Source organism: Streptomyces sp. NPDC104761 (assembly GCF_055583445.1).
On sequence record NZ_JBVJNZ010000012.1, the window covers coordinates 123,776 to 145,776 of the forward strand.

A 22,001-nucleotide genomic window follows, 5' to 3' on the forward strand; every position below is an offset into this window, starting at 1 on the left:
CTTCCACCCCCCCCTCCCCCCCCCCCCCCCCCCCCCCCCCCCCCCCCTCCCCCCCCCCCCCCCCCCCCCCCCCCTCCCCCCTCCCCCCCCCCCCCCCCCCCCCCCCCCCCCCGAGCCGGTTGCGATAAGCGTCAGCGGACGTGGTCGACGTCGACGAGGTCGACGCGGACTCCGCGACCGCCGATGGCGCCCACGACGGTGCGCAGGGCACGCGCGGTGCGGCCGTTGCGGCCGATCACCTTGCCGAGGTCGTCGGGGTGCACCCGGACCTCCAGCACGCGCCCGCGGCGCAGGTTGCGCGAGGCCACCTGCACATCGTCAGGGTTGTCGACGATGCCCTTCACGAGGTGCTCAAGCGCCTCTTCGAGCATGCTGCTCAGGCCTCGGTCGACTCGGACTCAGCCGCGGCCTCGTCCTTCTTCTCAGCCTTCTTCTTCTGGGTGATCGCCTCACCCTTGCCCTCGTCGTCACCGCCGAGCGCCTCGAACGACGGACGCGTGGCCTTCGGGGCGGCCACGAGCAGCGGCGCCGGGGCGGCCTCGCCCTTGAACTTCTGCCAGTCGCCGGTCTTCTTCAGGATGGCGAGGACGGGCTCGGTCGGCTGGGCGCCGACGCCGAGCCAGTACGCCACGCGGTCGGCGTCCACCTCGATGACCGACGGGTTGTAGGTCGGGTGGTACTTGCCGATCTCCTCGATCGCACGGCCGTCACGGCGGGTGCGGGAGTCGGCGACGACGATGCGGTAGTGAGGCGAACGGATCTTGCCCAGACGCTTCAGCTTGATCTTGACTGCCACGGGAGTGGGTTCTCCTGGATTTGACGTGGTTGGGCACGGCGAGACTGCCGCGTGGGGTTGCGGTACCCGAGTGCCCGATGGACGCGTCAGCCGGAGGAGAGAGGGGTCCTGTGCGACTGTCGAGTACAGCTAGCCATTGTGCCACACCCTGCGGGTCGCTTTGGGCCGGCGGGTGGACGGCCGGCTTCGGGCATGCCGGAGAGGCACCCGGCGTGGAGGTGAGGTCACGTCGGGTGCGCTGACCGGATCGGGGTGGCGATGGCTGCGGCTGCCACGAGCAGCCGTGGCCTATGCCGCGCCCACGACCTCCGGGATGCGGAACGGCTTGCCGCAGCCGCCGCAGACGATGGGTGCCTGCGCCAGGACCGACGGGACCACCCGGACGTTGCGGCCGCAGTCGCACACCGCCTTGACGCGGACGCCCCCGCCGGACGAGCCGTGGCGGGCGGCGGGACCGCGGAAGGTGCGGGAGGTGTCGGCGGACGTGGCCACCGTGTGCGCCTTGAGAGCGCGCTGCAGTCTCTCGATGGTCGGGCGGTAGCGTCGCTTCGCCTCGGGGTTGAGCGTGACCAGCGAGAAGCCGCTGCTGGGATGCGGCTCGTCGGGATGGTCCAGGCCCAGCTCCTCGGCGATCGCGAGGAATCGGCGGTTGTGGTAGCGGCCGGCCCGGGAGGTGTCGCGGACTCCACGGGAGGCGGCGATGCCGTGGACTGCCTCATGGAGCAGCCGTTCGAAGGAGAGCTCGTGACCGCACGCGGACGACGACTCCCCGATCAGGGACTCTGGCGCGGCAAGGTCGGGCAGCTCGGGGTGGTACCGCTGAATGTCGGCCCACGCCTCTGCCAGCTCTGCGGCGAGAACAGGTGGTGTCTGTGTCGTGCTCACGTAATGAGAACGAGCGGGAGGGCCCCTGTGTTCCTATTCCGGGGCATCCCAAATAATTTGCACGTACCCGTCAGTTGCCGCTGATGCGTGGAGACGACCACGGGTGCGCTGATCTGCGGAGAAGCCTCACAGCTCCTACCAAGCCGGTGCGTAGTCTGACGTACGACCCGTCACGTATCCCTGGTCCGGACACCTGGACGACGCAGGTCGGCGGATGCGCAAGAGGCGTTTCGGTCGCTCTCGTGGCCGGGGCTCATCCCGGTCAGCGTCGGCGGCGGCCCCGACGTTACTCGCGGCCCGTCGTCGTCCGGCAGCGCCCTGGCTCTGACGCGCCGACATGTGCGGCCACCGTGCCCGCCGACCATGGCCAGAACCGCCGTGTCGCGGGTCCGATGGTAGAGCCCCAAGTTGCCGGGATGTGAAATCTCGCCACAGTCACAGCCCACGTACAAGCGGTGACCCGCGACCTCTGGACGCCATCGCGAGCCCGGAGTTATGTGGCATAGGTGGGAAGTGCGAGCGCACGGCACGGGGGCCACGGAATCGGTCAGTGCGTAACTCTCGGCGGATTGGGGCGCTTACCTATGACACCTACGCTCGTGCGGCACCACCTGTCTCACGTGGACTCACCACCCCGTGTGAACCTGGGCGCACGCGCGCGTGACTGGTCCGAGATCCAGGAGCGCATGCTGGTGCCGCTCTACGAGACCGTCCACGAGCGACTCGAAGTGGGCCCGGCCACCCGGCTGCTCGGCCTGCGCTGCGGTTCCGGTCTCGCCCTGCTGATGGCGGCGGCCAGAGGGGCCGCGGTCACCGGAGTCGACTCCTCCCCCGAACGGCTCGCCCTCGCCCGTGAGCGTCTGCTGCCCGAGCCGGCCCCGGGCGCACGCGCGCGTGGCCGTGCCGCCCGGATCGTCGAGGGCACGCCCGGGAACGCGGCGGCCGCGCAGGCACCGGCGTACAGCCTGATCACCGCCTTCGACCCGATCGGCTGCCTGGCCGGCGACGCCGAACGGCTCGGTGACCTGCTGGCCGAGGCGACTCCCCTGGCGGAACACGGGGCCGCCGTGGTGCTGACCGGCTGGGGCCCGCCGGAGCGGTGCGCGACCTCGTCCGTGCTGCGGGTGGCGGCGAAGTTGGCCGATCCTTTGCGGAGCTCGGGAAGCTGGCGTCCGGCGTGCCGGGACGATCTGGAGGAGGTCGCCCAGCGGGCCGGCCTGCGGATCGACGGGTCCGGGCGGGTGTCCTGCCCGTTCGGGTACGCCGACGTGGACAGCGCGGTGCGGGGGCTGTTGTCGACCGGGCTGTTCGATGCGGGGATCGCGGCGGCCGACGAGGAGCAGGTCGGCAAGGAGCTGGCCGAGGCGCTCCATCCGCACCAGCGTGCGGACGGCACTGTGTGGATGCCGAATGTCTTCCGGTACCTGATCGCGCGGGTGCGCTGACGCCGCGGGGGGGGCCGCCGTCTTCGGCTGCGGCGCCGTCGGGGCTGGTCGCGCAGTTCCCCGCGCCCCTTACGGGGCGCTCTAGACCGGGGCGCTCGAGACCGGGGCGCTCGAGACCGGGGCGCGCGAAACGGGGCGCTCGGACTGTCAGGTCTCGTCCAGGTCCTTGGTCAGGCGCGTGATGCCCGCGATGCGGTACGCGTCCGCCTCCTCCAGGGTCTCGTTCTCCAGGAGGGCCTGGGCCAGGGCGTCCAGCTGGGCCCGGTGGTCCTGGAGTTTGCGGCGGGCCTCGTCGTAGCACTCGTCGACGATGCGGCGCATCTCGGTGTCGATGACGTCGAGGGTCTGGGGCGCCGCGGCGAGGCCGTAGGCCTGCTGGGCGTCGCTGGGGAGGGCGGAGAGGCGGCCGACCTCCTCGCTCATGCCCCAGCGGGAGACCATCCCGCGCGCGATGCCCGTGACCTGCTCCAGGTCGCTCTCCGAGCCGGTGGTGATCACGCCGTAGACGACCTGCTCGGCCGCCATGCCGCCGAGGGCGCCGATAATGCGGCCGCGCAGGTACTCCTCGGTGTACGCGTACTTGTCGGCGTCCGGCGTGGAGAGGGTGACGCCGAGGGCGCGGCCGCGCGGCACGATGGTGATCTTGCGGACCGGGTCGGCGCCGGGCTGCAGCATGCCGAGCAGGGCGTGGCCGCTCTCGTGGTAGGCGGTGCGCCTGCGTTCCTCCTCGGGCATCACCAGCGGGCGTTCGGCGCCGAGCTGGACCTTCTCCAGGGCCTCGGAGAGGTCGGACTGGGTGACCTTGTCCTGCTTCCGCTTGACGGCGAGCAGGGCGGCCTCGTTGGCGAGGTTGGCCAGTTCGGCGCCGGTCATGCCCGGGGTGGTGCGGGCGACCTGGGCGAGGTCGACGCCCTCGGCGAGCGGGATCTGGCGGGTGTGGATCTGCAGGATGGCCTCGCGGCCGGTGCGGTCCGGCGGCGAGACCTGGACGACCCGGTCGAAGCGGCCGGGGCGGGTGAGCGCGGGGTCGAGGATGTCGGCGCGGTTGGTGGCGGCGATGACGATGACGCCCTCGGAGCCGGAGAAGCCGTCCATCTCGGTGAGGATCTGGTTGAGGGTCTGTTCGCGCTCGTCGTGGCCGCCCATGGAGGCGCCGCCGCCGCGGGCCCGGCCGATGGTGTCGATCTCGTCGATGAAGATGATGGACGGGGCGACCTTGCGGGCCTCGGCGAACAGCTCGCGCACGCGGGAGGCGCCGACGCCGACGATCATCTCGATGAACTCGGAGGCGGAGGCCGAGAAGAAGGGCACGCCCGCCTCGCCGGCGACGGCCCGCGCGAGCAGTGTCTTGCCGGTGCCGGGCGGGCCGGCGAGGAGCACGCCCCGCGGCATCTTGGCGCCCATCCTGCGGTAGGCGTCGGGGTTCTTCAGGAAGTCGACGACGTCGTTGAGCTCACCCTCGACCTCGTCGATGCCGGCCACGTCCTCGAAGGTGGTCCGCTGCTGTCCGGGCTCCAGTTCGACCGGCTTGGGCGGCGCCTTGCGGCCCAGCATGCCGCCCGCGCCGCCGAGGCCCGCGCTCATCCGGCGGGCGATGAAGACCCACACCGCGACCAGGATGATGATCGGCGCCAGGGAGATCAGCAGATTGGCGAGAAAGCTGCGGTGCTGGACGACCGGTTCCGCGGTGACCGTCACGTTGTGCTTGGTCAGGCTGGTCCAGAGGTCGTCCCCGGCGAAGGAGGGCCGCTCGGTGTTGAACTTGGTGTAGTTCCCGCCGCCCTCGGGGTTCTTCTGCTCCTTCTTGAGCTGGCCCTGGATCGAGTCGCCCTTGGCGTAGATCTTCTCGACGTTGCCCGCGTCCACCTGCTTGCTGAACTCGGTGTACGAGATCGTCGGCTCGTTCGCCTGGTCGAAGTACGACAGCACCAGGTTGGCCAGCAGGTACACGACCAGCGCGGTGACGATCAGCCGCCACCAGCCGCCGTGCATCTTCCGCCCGCCGTTCGGCGGCTTGGGCGGCTCCTCGGGAGCGCCCTCGGTGCGCCAGGGCTGGTCGGGCGACTTGCGCGGCGGGGCGGGGTTGGTCATATGCGGACCGTACGGCACGGACCAACCCCTGGCACCCGCACAGGTGAACTCAGCCCATGAACTTCTTGAACTCGTCCGGCAGCTCGAAGTCCTGGGCGCCCTGCTGCGGGAGTCCGAAGGCGCCGCCCTGCGCGGCGGCCTCGCGGCGCTGGGCCTCCTCCAGCTCCTGCTGCTTGCGCTTCATCGGGTTGCCGGAGCGCTGCTTGCCCTTGGCCTGCTTCGGCTGCTTCTTCTGCCGGCCGGGGCCGCCGCCCATGCCCGGGATCCCCGGCATGCCCGGCATCCCGCCGCCCTGGGCCATGCGGGACATCATCTTGCGGGCCTCGAAGAACCGCTCGACCAGGTTCTTCACCGCGCTGACCTCGACACCGGAACCCTTGGCGATACGGGCGCGGCGCGAGCCGTTGATGATCGTCGGTTCCTGGCGCTCGGCCGGGGTCATCGACTTGATGATCGCGGCGGTGCGGTCCACGTCCCGCTCGTCGAGGTTGTTGATCTGGTCCTTGATCTGGCCCATGCCGGGCAGCATCCCGAGGAGCTTCGAGATGGAGCCCATCTTCCTGACCTGTTCCATCTGGGCCAGGAAGTCGTCCAGGGTGAAGTCCTGGCCCTTCTTGGACGCCAGCTTGGAGGCCATCTTCTGGGCCTCTTCCTGGCTGAACGTCTTCTCCGCCTGCTCGATCAGGGTGAGCAGGTCACCCATGTCGAGGATGCGGGAGGCCATCCGGTCCGGGTGGAAGGCGTCGAAGTCGTCGAGCTTCTCGCCGTTCGACGCGAACATGATCGGCTTGCCGGTGACCTGGCGGATGGAGAGCGCGGCACCACCGCGCGCGTCGCCGTCGAGCTTGGAGAGCACGACACCGTCGAAGCCGACGCCGTCGCGGAAGGCCTCGGCGGTGGTGACGGCGTCCTGGCCGATCATGGCGTCGACGACGAACAGGATCTCGTCGGGGCTCACCGCGTCCCGGATGTCGGCGGCCTGCTGCATCATGTCGGCGTCGATACCGAGCCGGCCGGCGGTGTCCACGATCACGATGTCGTGGACCTTGGACTTCGCGAAGTCGATGGAGTCCTTGGCGACCTTGACCGGGTCGCCGACGCCGTTGCCCGGCTCCGGCGCGTAGACCGCGACACCGGCGCGCTCGGCGACCACGCTCAGCTGGTTGACGGCGTTGGGGCGCTGCAGGTCGGCGGCGACGAGCAGCGGGGAGTGGCCCTGCTCCTTGAGCCAGCGGCCGAGCTTGCCCGCGAGGGTGGTCTTACCCGCACCCTGGAGGCCGGCGAGCATGATCACGGTGGGCGGCTGCTTGGCGAACCGCAGCCGGCGGGTCTCACCGCCGAGGATCGTGACCAGCTCGTCGTTGACGATCTTCAGGACCTGCTGGGCCGGGTTGAGCGCCTTGGAGACCTCGGCGCCGAGCGAGCGCTCCTTGACGTTCTTGATGAACGTGCGGACGACCGGGAGAGCCACGTCGGCTTCGAGGAGCGCGATGCGGATCTCGCGGGCCGTGGCGTCGATGTCCGCTTCGCTCAGACGCCCTTTGCCGCGCAGATTCTTGAAGGTCGCTGAAAGGCGGTCGGAGAGAGTGTCGAACACGGCGGCGTCGGTCCTCGGAGTCGGGGTCGGTGAGCGTCTTCCAGGGTATCCGGCCGCGCAAGGAAGTGGTCCCCGCCTTGCACAGTCGCGCGATCAGCCCCTCAGCGTCTCCTCCAGCTTGCGCGCCACGGAGGCCGCCTCCTCGGCGGGGAGCGGCGCGTGGTCGGTGCCCGTCACGTAGAAGGCGTCGACGGCGTTGGAGCCGAGCGTGCTGACGTGGGCGCTGCGCACCCGCACCTCGGCGTCCTCCAGCGCCCGCCCGATCCGGAACAGCAGTCCCGGTGCGTCCTGGGCCCGTACCTCGAACACGGTGGCGTGCCGGGAGGCCGCCGAGGCCACCGTCACGCGCGGTGGCGGGGCCACCCAGCCCCGGCGCCTCGGGTAGGCGGCGTCCCGCTCCGCGAGGCGGCCGGCGATGTCCAGGGAGCCGTCCAGCGCCCGCACGAGATCGGCCCGCAGGCGGGCGGCCTGCGGCAGGGAGCCGTACTCGGCGGCGACCCGCCAGTCGAGCAGCAGGACCGTGCCGTCGTCGACGTCGTCGGGGAGCCGGAGGGTGCGCAGCTCGGCGGTGCGGACCGTCAGGCGGTGCACGGCGAGCACGCCGGAGACGGCCGGGAGCACGCCCGGCTGGTCGGGTACGGCGATGAGCAGCTCGACGCCGAGCGGTTCGGGGTCGCCGGCCTGCTCCTCGTCGGTGGCGGCCGGCTCGGTCTGGGCGCGCAGGGCGAGGACCGGGGCGCCGGTGCGGAAGGCCTCGATGGCCAGCCGCTCCTGCTCGGCCGTGGGCGCGACCGGTTCGGGCTCGTCGGCGGCGTCCCCGGCGAGGACCGCGGAGACCCTCTTCACCAGGTCGGCGACGAGCGAGCCGCGCCAGGACGACCAGGCCGCCGGGCCGGTGGCCAGCGCGTCGGCCTCGGTGAGGGCGTGCAGCAGCTCCAGGGTGCCCTGGGTGCCGACCGCGTCGGCGACCAGGCGGACCGTGGCCGGGTCGTCCAGGTCGCGCCGGGTGGCGGTCTCGATGAGGAGGAGGTGGTGGCGGACGAGGGTGGACAGGACCGCCACGTCGGCGCGGTCGAAGCCGATCCGCGCCGCCACGTCCTTGACGATGATCTCGCCGGCCACCGAGTGGTCGCCGGGCCAGCCCTTGCCGATGTCGTGCAGCAGGGCGGCGACCAGCAGGAGGTCGGGGCGGTGGACGCGGCGGGTGAACTCGGAGGCGCGGACGGCGGTCTCGATGAGGTGCCGGTCGACGGTCCAGACGTGCACGGCGTTGCGCTGCGGGCGGCACCGGACCCGCTCCCAGTCGGGCAGCAGACGGGTGATCAGGCCCTCGGCCTCCAGCGCCTCCCAGACCTCGACGGTGGGGCGGCCGGAGCCGAGCAGGGTGACCAGCTGCTCGCGGGCCTCGGCGGGCCACGGCGTGGGCAGGGGGCGTGCGGTGGCGGCCATGCGGCGTACGGCGTGCAGGGAGAGCGGGAGGCCGGCCTGGGCGGCGGCGGCCGCGGCGCGCAGCGGGAGCACGGGGTCGCGTTCGGGGCGTGCGGCGCGGGCGAGCACCACCTCGCCGTCCTGCTCCACCACGCCCTCGGCGAGCGGGGAGCGCTCGGTGACCGGTTTGCCGCCGCCCAGCATGGCGCGCAGCCGCGGCCGGACGGCGCGCGAGCGCAGCACCCGCCCCACCTCGCGCCAGGTGACGTCACTGGCGTACGAAATGACGCGCGCGGACTCGTAGACCTGGCGCAGCAGGGTGTCGGCGTCGAGGAGGTCCAGTTCGGCGGCGACCTGGTCCTGCTCCTGGAGCGCGAGGCGGTCGGTGGCGCGGCCCGTGGTCAGGTGCAGGGCGTCGCGGACGTCGAGGAGGCGCCTGCGGGCGTCGGCGAGGCCCTCGCGCGGGGCGTCGGCCAGCCAGGAGGCGGCCACGGCGCGCAGGGCGGTGGCGTCCCTGAGGCCGCCGCGGGCCTCCTTCAGGTCCGGCTCCAGGAGGTACTGCAGCTCGCCCTGGCGTTCGGCGCGCTCGGCGCACAGCTCCTGGAGCTCGGGGAGGCGTTTGGGCGCCTGGTTGCGCCAGTCGGCGAGGATCGCGGTGCGCAGTGCGGAGGTGAGGCCGAGGTCGCCTGCGATGTGGCGGGCGTCGAGGAGGCCGAGCTGGACCTTGAGGTCCTCGCCGGCTGTCTTGCGGGCCTCGGCGGGGGTGCGTACGGAGTGGTCGAGGGCCAGGCCCAGGTCCCAGACGGGGTACCAGAGCCGGTCGGCGACGGCGGCCACGGCTGCGGAGTCGGCGCCGTCGTGCAGCAGCAGGAGGTCGAGATCGCTGCGCGGGGAGAGTTCGGCGCGGCCGTAACCGCCGACGGCGACCAGGGAGACGCCGCCCCTGATGCCCTCGGTCGCCGCCGCGAACAGCCCGGTCAGCCATGCGTCGGTCAGCTCGGCGAGGGCGGTACGGCGCGGCGGCCCGGACCGCGCCCCCTCGGTGAGGAGGCGCAGCCGGGCCGCCGCGTAGCCGCTGGGTCCCGTGTTCTCCGCGTCGTTCCGAACTTCCGTACCCGTCACCCAGCGACTCCTGCCTGTATTCAGATGGTTCTGTTCTACAGTGCGTCCGGTCCGCGCTCGCCGGTGCGGACCCGTACGGCGGTCTCGACCGGGAGCGACCAGACCTTGCCGTCACCGATCTTGCCGGTGCGGGCGGCCTTGACGATGACGTCGATCAGCTGCTCGGCGTCCTCGTCCTCGGCCAGCACCTCGATGCGGATCTTGGGCACCAGGTCGACGGTGTACTCCGCACCACGGTAGACCTCGGTGTGGCCGCGCTGCCGACCGTAGCCGCTGGCCTCGGTGACCGTGAGGCCGTGGACGCCGAAGGCCTGCAGGGCCTCCTTGATCTCGTCGAGCCGATGAGGCTTCACGACGGCGGTGATGAGCTTCATGCGTCCACCTTCTTGCTCGTCCCGGCCAGGGCCGGAGCGGAGACGGAGCCGATGACACCGCCGCCCGTGCCGCTGAAGTCGTATGCAGTCTCGGCGTGCTCGGCCTGGTCGATGCCGGAGACCTCCTCGTCCTCGGTGACCCGCATGCCGAGGGTCTTGTCGAGGAGGAAGGCGAGGACCGCGGAGGCGACCAGGGAGTAGCCGAGGACCGCGCCGACACCGGCGAACTGCTTCCACAGCTGGGTGAAGGAGTGGTCGCCGTAGAAGACGCCGGTCGCGGCGGACTGGCCCTTGCCGGTGGCGAAGAAGCCGATGAGCAGGGAGCCGATGATGCCGCCGACCATGTGGACGCCGACCACGTCGAGGGAGTCGTCGTAGCCGAACTTGAACTTCAGGCCGACGGCCGCGGCGCAGGCGACACCGGCGATGGCGCCGACGGCGATCGCGCCGAGCGGGGAGACCGCACCGCCGGACGGGGTGATGGCGACCAGGCCGGCGACCGCGCCGGAGGCGGCACCCAGGGTGGTGAAGGCGCCGTGCCGGATCTTCTCGTAGGCGAGCCAGGCGAGCATGGCGGCGGCGGTGGCGACCTGCGTGTTGACGAACATCAGCGCGCCGACGCCGTCGTCGTTGCCGAGCCAGGAGCCCGCGTTGAAGCCGAACCAGCCGAACCACAGCAGACCGGCGCCGAGCATGACCAGCGGGAGGCTGTGCGGGCGCATCGGGTCCTTCTTGAAGCCGACGCGCTTGCCGATGACCAGGATGACGCCGAGGGCGCCGGCACCGGCGTTGATGTGGACCGCGGTACCACCGGCGAAGTCGATCACGCCGAGCTTGTAGGCCCAGCCGTCGGCGCCCCAGACCCAGTGGGCGACCGGGACGTAGACGACCGTCAGCCACAGGGCGACGAAGAGCGCCCAGGCCGAGAACTTGACGCGGTCGGCGATGGCGCCGCTTATCAGGGCCGGGGTGATGACCGCGAACATCATCTGGAAGACCATGAACACGAAGACCGGGATCGTGTAGCCGGGCCAGAGCTCCGTCAGCCCGACGTTGCTCATGCCCAGCCAGTGGGAGTCGTAGCCGATGAAGCCGTTGCTGGAGCCGAAGGCCAGGGAGAAGCCGTAGAGCACCCACAGGATGGTGACGATCCCGATGCTGACGAAGCTCATCATCAGCATGTTCAGGGTGCTCTTGACGCGGACCATGCCGCCGTAGAAGAAGGCGAGACCCGGCGTCATGAGCAGCACCAGGGCGGAGCAGATGAGCATGAAGCCTGTGTTCGCGGAGGACAGCTTGGGTGCCTCCGCGGCAAGCGTGATGGCGGCTGGTGCCATCGGCGTCTCCTCGTCGGTTGTACGGCCCCGTGCGGGTCGGAGCGTGAGCGGTCCGGTGAAGCGGGGGGTGGGCCAGTTATGCGCCATGAGATTGGCGCAGCGCGGTTTCGGTCGTTGCCCCTCGTTGTTTCGCCGGAGTGACGAAGGCGCCTGGCGTGTTACGGGTGGATGAACTGCGAGATGTCGCGCTCCGGGATCGTTATCGTGGCGCAACCTTCTCTCGGAGGAAAGAACCGGCCGCGGTCGGCCGTCCGATGACCTGGCATGGGGGAGCCGAGTCGGGCAGTTCGGGAGGGCCGGCCGCGGCCGGGGTCTGGGAAGCGCCCGGGATTCAGACCGCCTCGGCGGTCTCCGGGAGGTCGACGGCGAGCTGTTCGGTGAGGTCGACGACGGCCGCGAGGCCGCCGTAGTCGCGGACGGCCGTGTCGACCGTCTTTCGAATACGAGTGTTGACGCGCTCGGAGCGCACCTTCTTGGCGATGCCCATCGCCTCGGAGGCCAGCACCGTGCTCTGCTCGGGCTCGCCGCGCAGCAGGTGCACGGTGGCCATGCCGATGAGGTTGAGCGCGTACGACCGCTGGTGCTCGGCGTCCTTGGCGAACAGCTCGACAGCCTTGCGCATCAGCGGCTCGGCCAGCGAGGCGTAGGTGGGACTGCGGCCCGCGACGTAGGCCAGGTCGCGGAAGGAGTGGCTGTTCTCGCCGTAGAGCTCGGCCTCGGAGAAGAAGCGGATCCAGTCGGGGTCCGGCTCGTCCCACTCGTCGGCCTCGGCGAAGGTGTCCTCGGCCATCCGGACCGCCCGCTTGCACTTGCCCGGCTGGCCCATGTTGGCGTAGGCGCGGGCCTCCATCGCATACAGCATCGACTGGGTGCGCGGGCTCGCGCAGTCCCGGCTGCCGTACTGGGCGAGGTGGATCAGCTCCAGGGCGTCGTCGGGCCGGCCCAGGTGGATCATCTGGCGGCTCATGCTGGAGAGGATGTACGAGCCGAGCGGCTTGTCACCGGCCTCCTTGGCCGCGTGCAGGGCGAGCACGAAGTACTTCTGGGCGGTGGGCTGGAGGCCGACGTCGTACGACATCCAGCCTGCCAGCTCGGCGAGTTCGGCCGCGACCTTGAAGAGCTTGCGGGCGGTGGCCTCGGGCTGGGGCTCCTGGAGGAGGTCGGTGACCTCGTGCAGCTGGCCGACGACCGCCTTGCGGCGCAGGCCACCGCCGCACTGGGCGTCCCACTGGCGGAACATCTCCGTGGTGGACTCCAGGAGGGCCAGCTCGGGACGGGAGATGCGGCCGGGGCGGCGGGGGTCGGCGGACGGCTCGGGGGTCTGCTGCGGGCCGCCCGGCGAGGGGACCAGCCAGCGCTGCATGGGCTCGATGAGGGACGGGCCCGCAGACAGCACCAGCGAGGTTCCGAGGAAGCCGCGCCGCGCCAGCATCAGGTCGCTGCGCGAGAACTCGCTGAGCAGGGCCACCGTCTGCGGGCCCGTCCAGGGCAGGTCGACGCCGGTCGCGGAGGGTGACTGGCGGGCGGCCCGCAGCCCGAGGTCCTCGACCGAGACGACGCAGCCGAACCGCTCGGAGAACAGCTCGGAGAGGATCCGGGGGATCGGCTCGCGCGGGTTCTCCCCGTCGAGCCAGCGACGCACCCTGGACGTGTCCGTGGAGATGTGGTTGGCGCCCAACTGGCGTGCTCTGCGGTTCACTTGCCGTGCCAGCTCGCCCTTCGACCAGCCGCTGCGCACGAACCACGAGTTGAGCAGCTCGTTGGGGCGCTTGTCGGTGCTGGTCGCGGTCGCCCCGCTTCCGCCGTTGCCGCCCACTGGAACGCCCCCATCCCTGGAACCACTTGATGCCGGATGCGCCAAGCCCTATCAGAATGCCGGTAAATACGGCTGCCCGTCCGGTAGTTCTCACCCTTCGAACGGGAAGCCGAGTTGCCTCCGGCATACCCACGAGTGCAAGTGCCCCCAGGCCTCGTGCACTCAAAGTAATCCTACGATCACTGCTCCAGCCACGGCGATCCCGGAAACGCCACCATTCGCCACCCCTTCGAATGAACTCACGATGCCCTTGGCGCGATTCACTTGACATAGGACGGCCGGGAGTAGGCGGAGCGGTGTACTCGGGGGCGCATGCCCTCAGGCGCACCACCCGGGGAGCTTCAGGGCGCTGCCGTGACCTTGCGGGCCGGAGGGAAGGCGGAGCCGTAGCGTCACGTTCCGTTTCCGTCTCGTTCCGTGTCGTAACCACCGGCGCGCCGGACCCGTTGGAGGGGGCATGGGCTTCACGATCGGCGGCATTCGCGAGATCCGCTCCGGCACACGCCGGCGCGGTCGTTCATCGGACTGCACCGCCGTCGCCGAGTTCACCGGACTGTGGGGCTGGGACGTGGTGCCCGGCGCCCGGGCCGCGGCCGGGGCGTGCTCCTGCGGGCGGGCCGGCTGTCCCGCGCCGGGAGCGCATCCGCTGGACTTCGCACCCCAGGTGCCCGCGGGCGCCACGCTCGACGAGGTCACCAAGGCCTGGGGCGAGTTCCCGGGCGCCGCGGTGATGCTCCCGGTCGGCCGCGCGTTCGACGTGATCGAGGTGGCCGAACCCGCCGGGCGCCGCGCCCTGGTCCGGCTGGAGCGCATGGGCCTTCCGCTCGGCCCGGTCACCGCCACCCCGGACGGCCGCGCGCACTTCCTCGTCGCCCCCGGCGCCGCCGCCGAACTCCCCGCGCTGCTCTACCGGATGGGCTGGGACGACCCGACCTCCCTGGACCTGCGCGGCCTCGGCACGGGCACGTACATCACCGCCCCGCCCTCCGACCGGGGCGGCCTGGGCCCGGTGCGCTGGCTGCGGCCGCCGGCCCTGGACTCGGCGACCAGGCCCCCGGCGGCGAGGCTGCTCCTCGGGACGCTGGCCTACGTCGCGCACCGGTCTCGGGCGTAACCGCACAGGTCCGCTCGTACGCCGAAGCGCCCGACCCCGGCCGTGTCCCGGGGATCGGGCGCTTCTGCGCGCTCTCGGGTGGGTGGAGGTACCCGGGTCACTCCCCGATAAGGGCGTCGACGAACGCCTCCGGCTCGAACGGCGCCAGGTCGTCCGCGCCCTCGCCCAGGCCGATGAGCTTGACCGGGACGCCCAGCTCGCGCTGGACCGCGATCACGATGCCGCCCTTGGCGGTGCCGTCCAGCTTGGTGAGGACGATGCCGGTGATGTCGACGACCTCGGCGAAGACCCGGGCCTGGACGAGGCCGTTCTGCCCGGTGGTGGCGTCGAGGACGAGCAGCACCTCGTCGAGCGGGGCGTGCTTCTCGACGACTCGCTTGACCTTGCCCAGCTCGTCCATGAGGCCGGTCTTGGTGTGCAGCCGCCCGGCGGTGTCGATGAGCACCACGTCGACGCCCATCTCCTTGCCCTCCTTCACCGCGTCGAAGGCGACGGAGGCGGGGTCACCGGCCTCGGGGCCGCGCACGGTGTGGGCACCGACGCGCTCGCCCCAGGTCTGGAGCTGGTCGGCGGCGGCGGCCCGGAAGGTGTCGGCGGCGCCGAGCACGACCGTACGGCCGTCGGCGACGAGGACGCGGGCGAGCTTGCCGGTGGTGGTGGTCTTGCCGGTGCCGTTGACTCCGACGACCATCACGATGCCCGGCTTGCGGTCGGCGGGCTCGGTCTTCACCTCGCGGTCGACGTCGGTGCCGACCAGCTTGAGCAGCTCGTCGCGGAGCAGGCCGCGCAGCTCCTCGGGGGTGCGGGTGCCGAGCACCTTCACGCGCTCGCGGAGCCGGTCGACCAGCTCGGTGGTGGGCTGCACGCCGACGTCGGCGGTGAGCAGGGTGTCCTCGATCTCCTCCCACGTCTCGTCGTCGAGGTGCTCGCGCGAGAGCAGCGTGAGCAGCCCCTTGCCGAGGGCGGTCTGCGACCGGGAGAGCCGGGCGCGCAGCCGGACCAGCCGGCCGGCCGTGGGCTCGGGGATCTCGATCTCGGGCGCTTCGACCGCGGGGGGCTCTTCGACGGCGACGGGAGCCGAGCCGTCGGGAAGGTCGACCTCCTCTATCGTCCGGCGCGGTTCGTCGCGCGGCGTCTCGGCCTCGTCGCCGACGTGCGGCTCGGCCGGGGGTGCGGTGATGTCGGGCGCGGCGGGGGGCGGCGGGGGCAGCGACTTCTTGCGCCGGCTGCCGACGACGAGCCCGCCGAGCGCGCCGAGCACGACTACGGCGATGACTACAGCAAGGATGACGGTTTCCATAACCCGACCAGTATCCATCCCTCCCCCGCGGCCGACTTTGCTCCCTCGCGCGGGAGTTTCCGGACGATCCTCCGAAACAGATGTCCCTTTTGAGGGTATTAGTCGGGTTAACGTACGATGGCTGCCTATGAGCACCACCGCCCGTCACGATGGCGCGCTCGAACACCTCGAAGAGTCGCTGGAGCACCACGGCCTCGAAACCCGGGGCATCGAGCCGGTCCCGGACTCCGAGCGCACTGGCACACCCCGCGGTCTGCTCCCCATCTGGATCACCGCCAACATCACCGTCCTGCTGGTGACCGTGGGCGCGAGCCTGGCGGTGTCGTTCGGGCTGAACTTCTGGCAGTCCCTGGCGGTCGGCGTCGCGGCGCCGATCGTGTCGTTCGGCCTGGTCGGGGTCATCGGCATCGCGGGCAGGCGCGGCGGGGCACCGGGCATGGCGCTCTCCCGGGCGGTCTTCGGGCAGCGTGGCAACCTGCTCCCGGGCGCGGTGATCTGGGTGGCGCGCTGGGGCTGGGAGACGATCAACGCGGTGACCGGCGCCTACGCTCTGCTGAGCGTCCTCGACATCCTGTTCGGGATCAGGCGCAACACCGCGCTGGTCGTCGTCACGCTCGTCCTCTTCGTGATCGCCACGTTCGCGATCTCGGGGATGGGCATCAGGGCGTTGCGGTACTGCAACCGGTGGGCGAGCCGGCTGTTCGGCGCCTTCTCTCTGCTGGTCCTCGGCCGGCTGATCGCGACGACGGACTGGGGCCGGGTGTTCGGACAGCCCGCCGGTTCCGCGGCCGCAATGGTCACCGGGGCCGGGCTGATCGCGGCGGGCGGGGTGAGCTGGGCGCCGTCCGCGCCGGACTTCACGCGGTACCTGCCGGGTACGGCGTCCTCGGCGGCGATCGTACGCAACACGGTCGGCGGTGCCGCGATCGTCGTACTCCCCCTGGTCCTGATGGGCGCGGTGACGGCGTCCGCCGCCCCGGGCCTGGCCTCCTCGGCCGACCCGGTCTCCTTCCTCGGCGAGATCCTGCCCCGCTGGCTGGCGGTCCCCTACCTCCTCACCGCCCTGGTCGGGATGCTGCTGATCAACGCGATGTCGATGTACTCGGCGGCCTTCACCGCGCAGACGCTCGGCTTCCGGATCCCCCGCCCCTGGGCGGTCGCCGTCAACGCGGTCATCTCGCTGGCCCTCGGGGCCGTCCTGATGCTGGCGGCGACCTCGTTCATGGCCTCCTTCATCGCCTTCCTGTCGCTGCTGGCAGTGGCGTTCTCGGCGTGGGTGGGGGTCTTCGGGGCCGACATGCTCCGGCGCCGGGAGTACGACGCCACGGCCCTCCTCGACACCACGCGCACCAGCGCCTACTGGTACCGGGCGGGCTTCTCCCCCACCGCCGTCTCGGCCTGGGCGCTCGGCCTGGCGGCCGGCCTGCTCTTCACCACCTGCGACTGGTTCACCGGCCCGCTCGCCACGAACAACCCCGTCGGCCGGTACGGCCTCGGCTGGGTCGCGACGATCGCCGTCTCGGGCCTGCTGTACGCGGTGCTCCCGAAGCCGGCGGTGGTACCGGCGGGGGCGGGGAAGCCCGCACCCCTGGCCGTCTGACGCCCCGTCAGCTACTGTCCCCGCACACCCGCCGGCCAGCCAAGGTGAAGGGGAACTCCCATGCCCGTCTCGGTCGTCCGCTTCAACCTCGTCGAGCCCGGCGCCTCCCCGGCCACCCTGGGCGCCCGGTACCGAGCGGCCCTCGCCATGGCCGCGTACGCCGACGAGCACGGGGTCACCACCGTGCAGACCGAGGAGCACCACGGGGTCGACAACAACTGGCTGCCGTCACCGTTCGCCTTCGCGGGCGCGGTGTTCGGGGCGACCCGGACCATCGCGGTGACCGTGTCGGCGGTGATCGGCCCGCTGCACGACCCGCTGCGGCTGGCGGAGGACATCGCGGTCCTCGACCTGCTCAGCGGGGGCCGGCTGGTGACGGTGGCCGGGATCGGCTACCGGCCCGAGGAGTACGCGCTGTTCGACGTGGACTGGAAGCGGCGCGGGCGGCTGCAGGACGAGCTGCTCGAGACGCTTCTGACGGCGTGGACCGGCGAGGAGTTCGAGTACCGGGGCCGTACAGTACGGGTCACCCCGCGCCCCTTCACGGACCCCCACCCCCTGCTCCTGGTCGGCGGCTCCTCCCGGGCCGCCGCCCGCCGGGCCGCCCGCCTCGGCCTGCCGTTCTTCCCCAGCGCGCACCTTCCGGAGCTGGAGGCGTACTACAAGGAGCGGCTCACCGAGTACGGCACGGAGGGCTGGACGATGATGCCCACGGCGGAGACCCCGCTGCTGCACATCGCCGAGGACCCGGACCGGGCGTGGGCCGACTACGGCGAGCACTTCCTGCACGAGGCCCGGACGTACGCGTCCTGGCAGTCCGGCGACATCCACTCGGCGGTGCGGTCCGCCGCGACCACGGTCGCCGAACTGCGCGAGGAGGGCGTGTACCGCATCCTCACCCCGGACGAGTGCGTGGCGGCGGGCCTGGACAACCTGGTCCTGCACCCGCTCGCGGGCGGGATGCCGGTGGACGAGGGGTGGCGGAGCCTGCGGTTGTTCGCGGAGACCGTGCTTCCGGCGCTGCCGGCGTGACGGGGGGCGGGGTGCGGCGGCGGGTGGTCACGGGAGGGGGGCACCGCCGGGCCGCGGCGTCGTGGTTGATCGCCGTTGCGGCGGAGAGAAAAAGTGCGGCGGAGAGGAATTGCGCGGCACTGCCCAGGACCGGGAGATCCATCGCCGGGCGAGAAGCGTCGAGAAGCATGGAGCCGTACGGGCTCTCCGTTTCTTGATCCGCCGCAGAATCTTTCCGCCGCCGCAACGCTGACCAGCCACGGCGGTGCGGCCCGGCGGTGCCGAACCCTCCCCCGTCCACGGTCTACGGCGCCGCGGCGGTTCGGGGAACGTGGCGAGCCGCCGCCCCGCCCGGGCAGTGACCGGGCGGGGCGGCGGGGGATACGAGGAGAGGGGCAGCGGGGATGGGCCCTTCTCCCCGAGTCGGGGGCCCGGCTCAGCCCATCTCCTCCAGGGACTTGCCCTTCGTCTCCTTGACGAACTTGAGGACGAACGGGATGGAGAGGGCCGCGAAGACCGTGTAGATCACGTAGGTGCCGGAGAGGTTCCAGTCGGCCAGCGACGGGAAGCTCGCGGTGATGGCCCAGTTGGCGATCCACTGCGCGGAGGCGGCCACGCCCAGGGCGGCGGCGCGGATCCGGTTCGGGAACATCTCGCCGAGGAAGACCCAGACGACCACGCCCCAGGACAGGGCGAAGAAGAGGACGAAGATGTGGGCCGCGATCAGGGCGGTCCAGCCCTGCGCGGACGGCAGCTTCCCGTCGACGAGGTGGTACGAGAACGCCCAGGCCTCCAGCGCCAGACCGACGACCATGCCGACCGAGCCGATGAGGGCCAGCGGCTTGCGGCCGATGCGGTCGACGAAGATCATCGCGATCACGGTGCCGATGATGTTGATGATCGACGTCGTGAAGGAGTAGAAGAACGAGTCCGTCGGGTCGACGCCGACCGACTGCCACAGCGTGGAGGAGTAGTAGAACGCCACGTTGATGCCGACGAACTGCTGGAAGACCGACAGGCCGATACCGACCCAGACGATCGGCTTGAAGAAGAAGGAGCCGCCGAGCAGGTCCTTGAACGTGGACTTGTGCTCGCTCTTCATCGCGTGCTCGATCTCGGCGACGCGGGCGTCCAGGTCGGCGTTCTTGCCCTCGACCTCTTCGAGGATCGCGCGGGCACGCTCACGCTTGCCGACGGAGAGCAGGAAGCGCGGGGACTCGGGGATCGCGAAGGAGAGCAGGCCGTACAGGACGGCCGGGATCACCATGACGCCGAGCATGACCTGCCAGGCCTCCAGGCCCATCAGCTTGCCGCGCTGGTCGCCGCCGGCGGCGTTCAGCAGACCCCAGTTGACCAGCTGCGAGATGGCGATGCCGACGACGATCGCGGCCTGCTGGAAGGAGCCGAGGCGGCCGCGGTAGGCGGGCGGGGCGACCTCGGCGATGTAGGCGGGGCCGATGACGGAGGCCATGCCGATGGCGAAGCCGCCGATGATCCGCCAGAAGGCGAGGTCCCAGAGCGCGAAGGGCAGTGCCGAGCCCACGGCGCTGATGGTGAACAGCACGGCCGCGATCTGCATGCACCGGATCCGTCCGATCCGGTCGGCTATGCGGCCGGCGGTCGCGGCGCCGATGGCGCAGCCGATCAGGGCGATGGCGATGACCTGGGCGAGGGCCGCGGACCCGATGTCGTAACGGCTCCGGATGGCCTCGACGGCGCCGTTGATGACGGAGCTGTCGTAGCCGAAGAGGAAACCACCCATCGCGGCCGCCGCCGCGATGAAGATGACATGCCCGAGGTGATCGGGGTGAGCCGTCCCGGCTCCTGACTGGGGTGCCTGCGCAGTGCTGGTCACAAGAAACTCCTCGGGCCACCGGCAACGCTGCCGGGGGTGGGGGGATGAGCCCTCCCAGGTCTAAGTGGCGCACATCCTCACACCGCTCACACCTGAAGGTAAAAGCAACGTTGCAGAGACTATGCCTTCAAGTTTCGAAGTCAATAGGGGGCAGCATGTGAAGTTGCAGATACCACGCAATGAAGATGCGTTCACTTCTTGAAGAAGAGGCGAACGTGAAGCGCTCCAAAGGGGCGTGGGGGACTGCGCGACCAGCCACGACGGTGCCGCACCCGGACCGTCGGCCAGGACCCCGCGTCAGCGAAGGCGCTGGCTGATGACCTTCGACACACCGTCGCCCTGCATGGAGACGCCGTACAGCGCGTCGGCGACCTCCATCGTCCGCTTCTGGTGCGTGATCACGATGAGCTGGGACGACTCCTGGAGCTCCTGCATGATGCGGATCAGCCGCTGCAGGTTGGTGTCGTCCAGGGCCGCCTCGACCTCGTCCATGACGTAGAAGGGGCTGGGGCGCGCCTTGAAGATCGACACCAGCATCGCGACGGCGGTCAGCGAGCGTTCGCCGCCCGACAGCAGGGAGAGTCGCTTGACCTTCTTGCCCGGCGGCCGGGCCTCGACGTCCACGCCCGTGGTGAGCATGTTGTCGGGGTCGGTGAGGATCAGCCGTCCCTCGCCGCCCGGGAACAGCCGGCTGAAGACGCCCTCGAACTCCCTCGCCGTGTCCCGGTACGCCTCCGTGAAGACCTGCTCGACGCGCTCGTCGACCTCCTTCACGACCTGGAGGAGGTCGGCGCGGGTCTTCTTCAGGTCCTCCAGCTGCTCGCTGAGGAACTTGTGCCGTTCCTCGAGGGCCGCGAACTCCTCCAGGGCCAGCGGGTTGACCTTGCCCAGCTGCTGGTAGGCCCGCTCGGCCGCCTTGAGCCGGCGCTCCTGCTCGGCCCGGTGGAAGGGCTTCGGCTGGTTGCGCGGGTGCTCGGGGTCGTCCGGCAGCACCTCGCCGTCGGCGGGGGGCGAGGGCGGCACGAGCTGGTGCGGACCGTACTCCTCGACGAGCCCCGCCGGTTCGACACCGAGTTCCTCCAGCGCCCTGGTCTCCAGCTGCTCGATCCGCAGCCGCTTCTCGGCGCCGAGTACCTCGCCCCGGTGAACTGAATCCGTGAGTTTGTCGAGCTCCGCCTTGAGGTCGCGGCCGGTGGTGCGGGCGGCGGTCAGTTCCTGCTCGCGGCGGGCCTTCGCGGCCTCGGCCGCGGCACGTTCCTGCTCCGCCCGGCCGACCGAGACCTCGACGTGTCCGAGCAGCTGGCGCGTACCGGCGGCGACGGCCTCGGCGACCGTCGCCTCGTGGCGCAGCCGGGCCCGGCGCTGTTCGGCACGCGCGCGTGCCTCGCGTTCCGCGCGGGCGGCGCGGTCGAGGGAGTCAGCGCGGCCGGCGAGCCCCTTGACCCGCTCCTCGTGGGTACGGACCTGGAGGCGGGCCTCCATCTCGGTCTGGCGGGCGTTGGCGCCGTCGGCGGCGAGGCGGTCGCGTGCGGAGGTGTCGGGTTCCTCCTCGACGGGCATCTCCTCGGCCACGGCGAGCCGCTCGGCGAGGATCTCCACCTCTTCGAGTGCCTTGTCGAGGGAGTCCTGGGCACGGGCGGCGGCCGCCGTGGACCGTTCCGCCTCGCCCGCCGCGCCGCGCGCCTGGCCGGCCAGGCGGCCGAGCTGCTGGGCCACGGCCGACTTCTCGCGGTCGGCGGCGCGGCGCCGCTCGCCCAGCTCGTCGACGAGTGCCGCGCACTCCCTGCGGTGTGCCTGGGCCGACTCCTGGGCGTGGGTCAGCTCCTCGCAGCGGACGGCGAGCTCTTCCAGCTCGGCGGCGGCCTCGTCGACGGAGGCCTGAACCTCCAGCAGGCTGGGGGCGCCGGCGGAGCCGCCGTGGGCGAAGTGGGCGCCGAGGAGGTCGCCTTCGGCGGTGACGGCGGTGAGGTGGGGGTGGCGGTAGACGAGGTCCTCGGCGGCTTCGAGGGTCTCGACGACGACGATGTCCCTGAGGAGCCGTCGTACGGCGGGCATCAGGTCGGACGGGCCTCGGACCAGGTCCGCTGCGAAGTTCCCTGACGGGGGTGCCGTCGGGGGTCGTCGAACGGGTGCGGGTTCGAGGGGGCTGGCCGCGCCGTTCCCCGCGCCCCTTGGGGGCGCTGCCCCGGCATCGGCGTTTTCAGCTGCGGGCGCTTCGTGGCTGGGCGCG

The 22,001-nt window shown here is 71.4% G+C and carries 16 protein-coding genes; 4 read left to right on the forward strand and 12 right to left on the reverse strand.

The features are described 5' to 3' along the window. Positions 1–131 precede the first annotated feature (131 nt). The 3 genes from ACZ63F_RS29605 to ACZ63F_RS29615 form a co-directional block, all read right to left on the reverse strand. Positions 132–371 carry an RNA-binding protein gene (locus ACZ63F_RS29605; protein ID WP_003973401.1) on the reverse strand — a complete coding sequence of 80 codons (240 nt, stop codon included), beginning with the start codon at positions 369–371 and terminating at the stop codon, positions 132–134. A gap of 5 nt (positions 372–376) precedes the next feature. Then, on the reverse strand, positions 377–796 hold the full coding sequence (rpsP, locus tag ACZ63F_RS29610) for a 30S ribosomal protein S16 (RefSeq protein ID WP_352363426.1): 420 nt from the start codon (positions 794–796) through the stop codon (positions 377–379). 288 nt (positions 797–1,084) lie between these two features. After that, positions 1,085–1,681, reverse strand: a complete 597-nt coding sequence (locus tag ACZ63F_RS29615; protein WP_093498845.1) for a hypothetical protein — start codon at positions 1,679–1,681, stop codon at positions 1,085–1,087. A gap of 584 nt (positions 1,682–2,265) precedes the next feature. Here ACZ63F_RS29615 and ACZ63F_RS29620 point away from each other — a divergent pair. Further along, positions 2,266–3,126 carry a class I SAM-dependent methyltransferase gene (locus ACZ63F_RS29620; RefSeq protein WP_469715422.1) on the forward strand — a complete coding sequence of 287 codons (861 nt, stop codon included), beginning with the start codon at positions 2,266–2,268 and terminating at the stop codon, positions 3,124–3,126. A gap of 147 nt (positions 3,127–3,273) precedes the next feature. Here the strand turns inward: ACZ63F_RS29620 and ftsH are convergent, their stop codons facing one another. From ftsH to nsdA, 6 genes are all read right to left on the reverse strand, one after another. Continuing rightward, positions 3,274–5,217 (reverse strand): ATP-dependent zinc metalloprotease FtsH, encoded by a 1,944-nt coding sequence (ftsH, locus tag ACZ63F_RS29625; RefSeq protein ID WP_469715425.1) that lies wholly within the window; start codon positions 5,215–5,217, stop codon positions 3,274–3,276. A 49-nt stretch (positions 5,218–5,266) separates the two neighbouring features. Further along, positions 5,267–6,814 (reverse strand): signal recognition particle protein, encoded by a 1,548-nt coding sequence (gene ffh, locus ACZ63F_RS29630; protein ID WP_469715427.1) that lies wholly within the window; start codon positions 6,812–6,814, stop codon positions 5,267–5,269. Positions 6,815–6,907: 93 nt separating this feature from the next. After that, positions 6,908–9,364: a [protein-PII] uridylyltransferase gene (locus ACZ63F_RS29635; RefSeq protein ID WP_469715429.1), complete on the reverse strand. Its 2,457-nt coding sequence runs from the start codon at positions 9,362–9,364 to the stop codon at positions 6,908–6,910. Between the two features lie 35 nt (positions 9,365–9,399). Further along, complete coding sequence (locus ACZ63F_RS29640; RefSeq protein WP_093498850.1) at positions 9,400–9,738, reverse strand: P-II family nitrogen regulator; 339 nt, start codon at positions 9,736–9,738, stop codon at positions 9,400–9,402. Beyond that, entirely contained in the window at positions 9,735–11,075 is a 1,341-nt protein-coding gene (locus ACZ63F_RS29645) for an ammonium transporter (RefSeq protein WP_093498851.1), read from the reverse strand. The genes ACZ63F_RS29640 and ACZ63F_RS29645 overlap by 4 nt, the downstream gene beginning before the upstream one ends. A 331-nt stretch (positions 11,076–11,406) precedes the next feature. Continuing rightward, the gene (gene nsdA, locus ACZ63F_RS29650) at positions 11,407–12,891 is read right to left on the reverse strand and encodes a transcriptional repressor NsdA (protein ID WP_469715433.1); all 1,485 of its coding nucleotides are present in this window, start codon (positions 12,889–12,891) and stop codon (positions 11,407–11,409) included. Between the two features lie 457 nt (positions 12,892–13,348). Between nsdA and ACZ63F_RS29655 the strand changes: the two genes are divergently transcribed. Then, the gene (locus tag ACZ63F_RS29655; protein ID WP_469715435.1) at positions 13,349–14,005 is read left to right on the forward strand and encodes a bifunctional DNA primase/polymerase; all 657 of its coding nucleotides are present in this window, start codon (positions 13,349–13,351) and stop codon (positions 14,003–14,005) included. A 97-nt stretch (positions 14,006–14,102) separates the two neighbouring features. On the opposite strand, the gene ftsY is transcribed toward ACZ63F_RS29655, so the two are convergent. Continuing rightward, complete coding sequence (gene ftsY / locus ACZ63F_RS29660) at positions 14,103–15,305, reverse strand: signal recognition particle-docking protein FtsY (protein ID WP_352363412.1); 1,203 nt, start codon at positions 15,303–15,305, stop codon at positions 14,103–14,105. A 127-nt stretch (positions 15,306–15,432) separates the two neighbouring features. On the opposite strand from ftsY, the gene ACZ63F_RS29665 reads away from it, so the two are divergent. Continuing rightward, positions 15,433–16,905, forward strand: coding sequence for a cytosine permease (locus tag ACZ63F_RS29665; protein ID WP_469715439.1), 1,473 nt, complete (start codon positions 15,433–15,435; stop codon positions 16,903–16,905). A gap of 60 nt (positions 16,906–16,965) precedes the next feature. Beyond that, on the forward strand, positions 16,966–17,937 hold the full coding sequence (locus tag ACZ63F_RS29670) for an LLM class flavin-dependent oxidoreductase (protein WP_469715442.1): 972 nt from the start codon (positions 16,966–16,968) through the stop codon (positions 17,935–17,937). A gap of 415 nt (positions 17,938–18,352) precedes the next feature. Here ACZ63F_RS29670 and ACZ63F_RS29675 read toward each other — a convergent pair whose 3' ends face one another. Beyond that, positions 18,353–19,771 carry a sugar porter family MFS transporter gene (locus ACZ63F_RS29675; RefSeq protein WP_469715444.1) on the reverse strand — a complete coding sequence of 473 codons (1,419 nt, stop codon included), beginning with the start codon at positions 19,769–19,771 and terminating at the stop codon, positions 18,353–18,355. Positions 19,772–20,068: 297 nt separating this feature from the next. Then, a partial coding sequence (locus tag ACZ63F_RS29680) for an AAA family ATPase (protein ID WP_469715447.1) occupies positions 20,069–22,001 on the reverse strand: 1,933 nt, incomplete at its 5' end.

Coding starts and splice junctions, on each gene's coding strand:
- ACZ63F_RS29605 (WP_003973401.1), bottom strand. CDS start 371: ATGCTCGAAGAGGCGCTTGAGCACCTCGTGAAGGGCATCGTCGACAAC.
- ACZ63F_RS29620 (WP_469715422.1), top strand. CDS start 2,266: ATGACACCTACGCTCGTGCGGCACCACCTGTCTCACGTGGACTCACCA.
- ftsH (WP_469715425.1), bottom strand. CDS start 5,217: ATGACCAACCCCGCCCCGCCGCGCAAGTCGCCCGACCAGCCCTGGCGC.
- ACZ63F_RS29640 (WP_093498850.1), bottom strand. CDS start 9,738: ATGAAGCTCATCACCGCCGTCGTGAAGCCTCATCGGCTCGACGAGATC.
- ACZ63F_RS29645 (WP_093498851.1), bottom strand. CDS start 11,075: ATGGCACCAGCCGCCATCACGCTTGCCGCGGAGGCACCCAAGCTGTCC.
- ACZ63F_RS29655 (WP_469715435.1), top strand. CDS start 13,349: ATGGGCTTCACGATCGGCGGCATTCGCGAGATCCGCTCCGGCACACGC.
- ftsY (WP_352363412.1), bottom strand. CDS start 15,305: ATGGAAACCGTCATCCTTGCTGTAGTCATCGCCGTAGTCGTGCTCGGC.
- ACZ63F_RS29665 (WP_469715439.1), top strand. CDS start 15,433: ATGAGCACCACCGCCCGTCACGATGGCGCGCTCGAACACCTCGAAGAG.
- ACZ63F_RS29670 (WP_469715442.1), top strand. CDS start 16,966: ATGCCCGTCTCGGTCGTCCGCTTCAACCTCGTCGAGCCCGGCGCCTCC.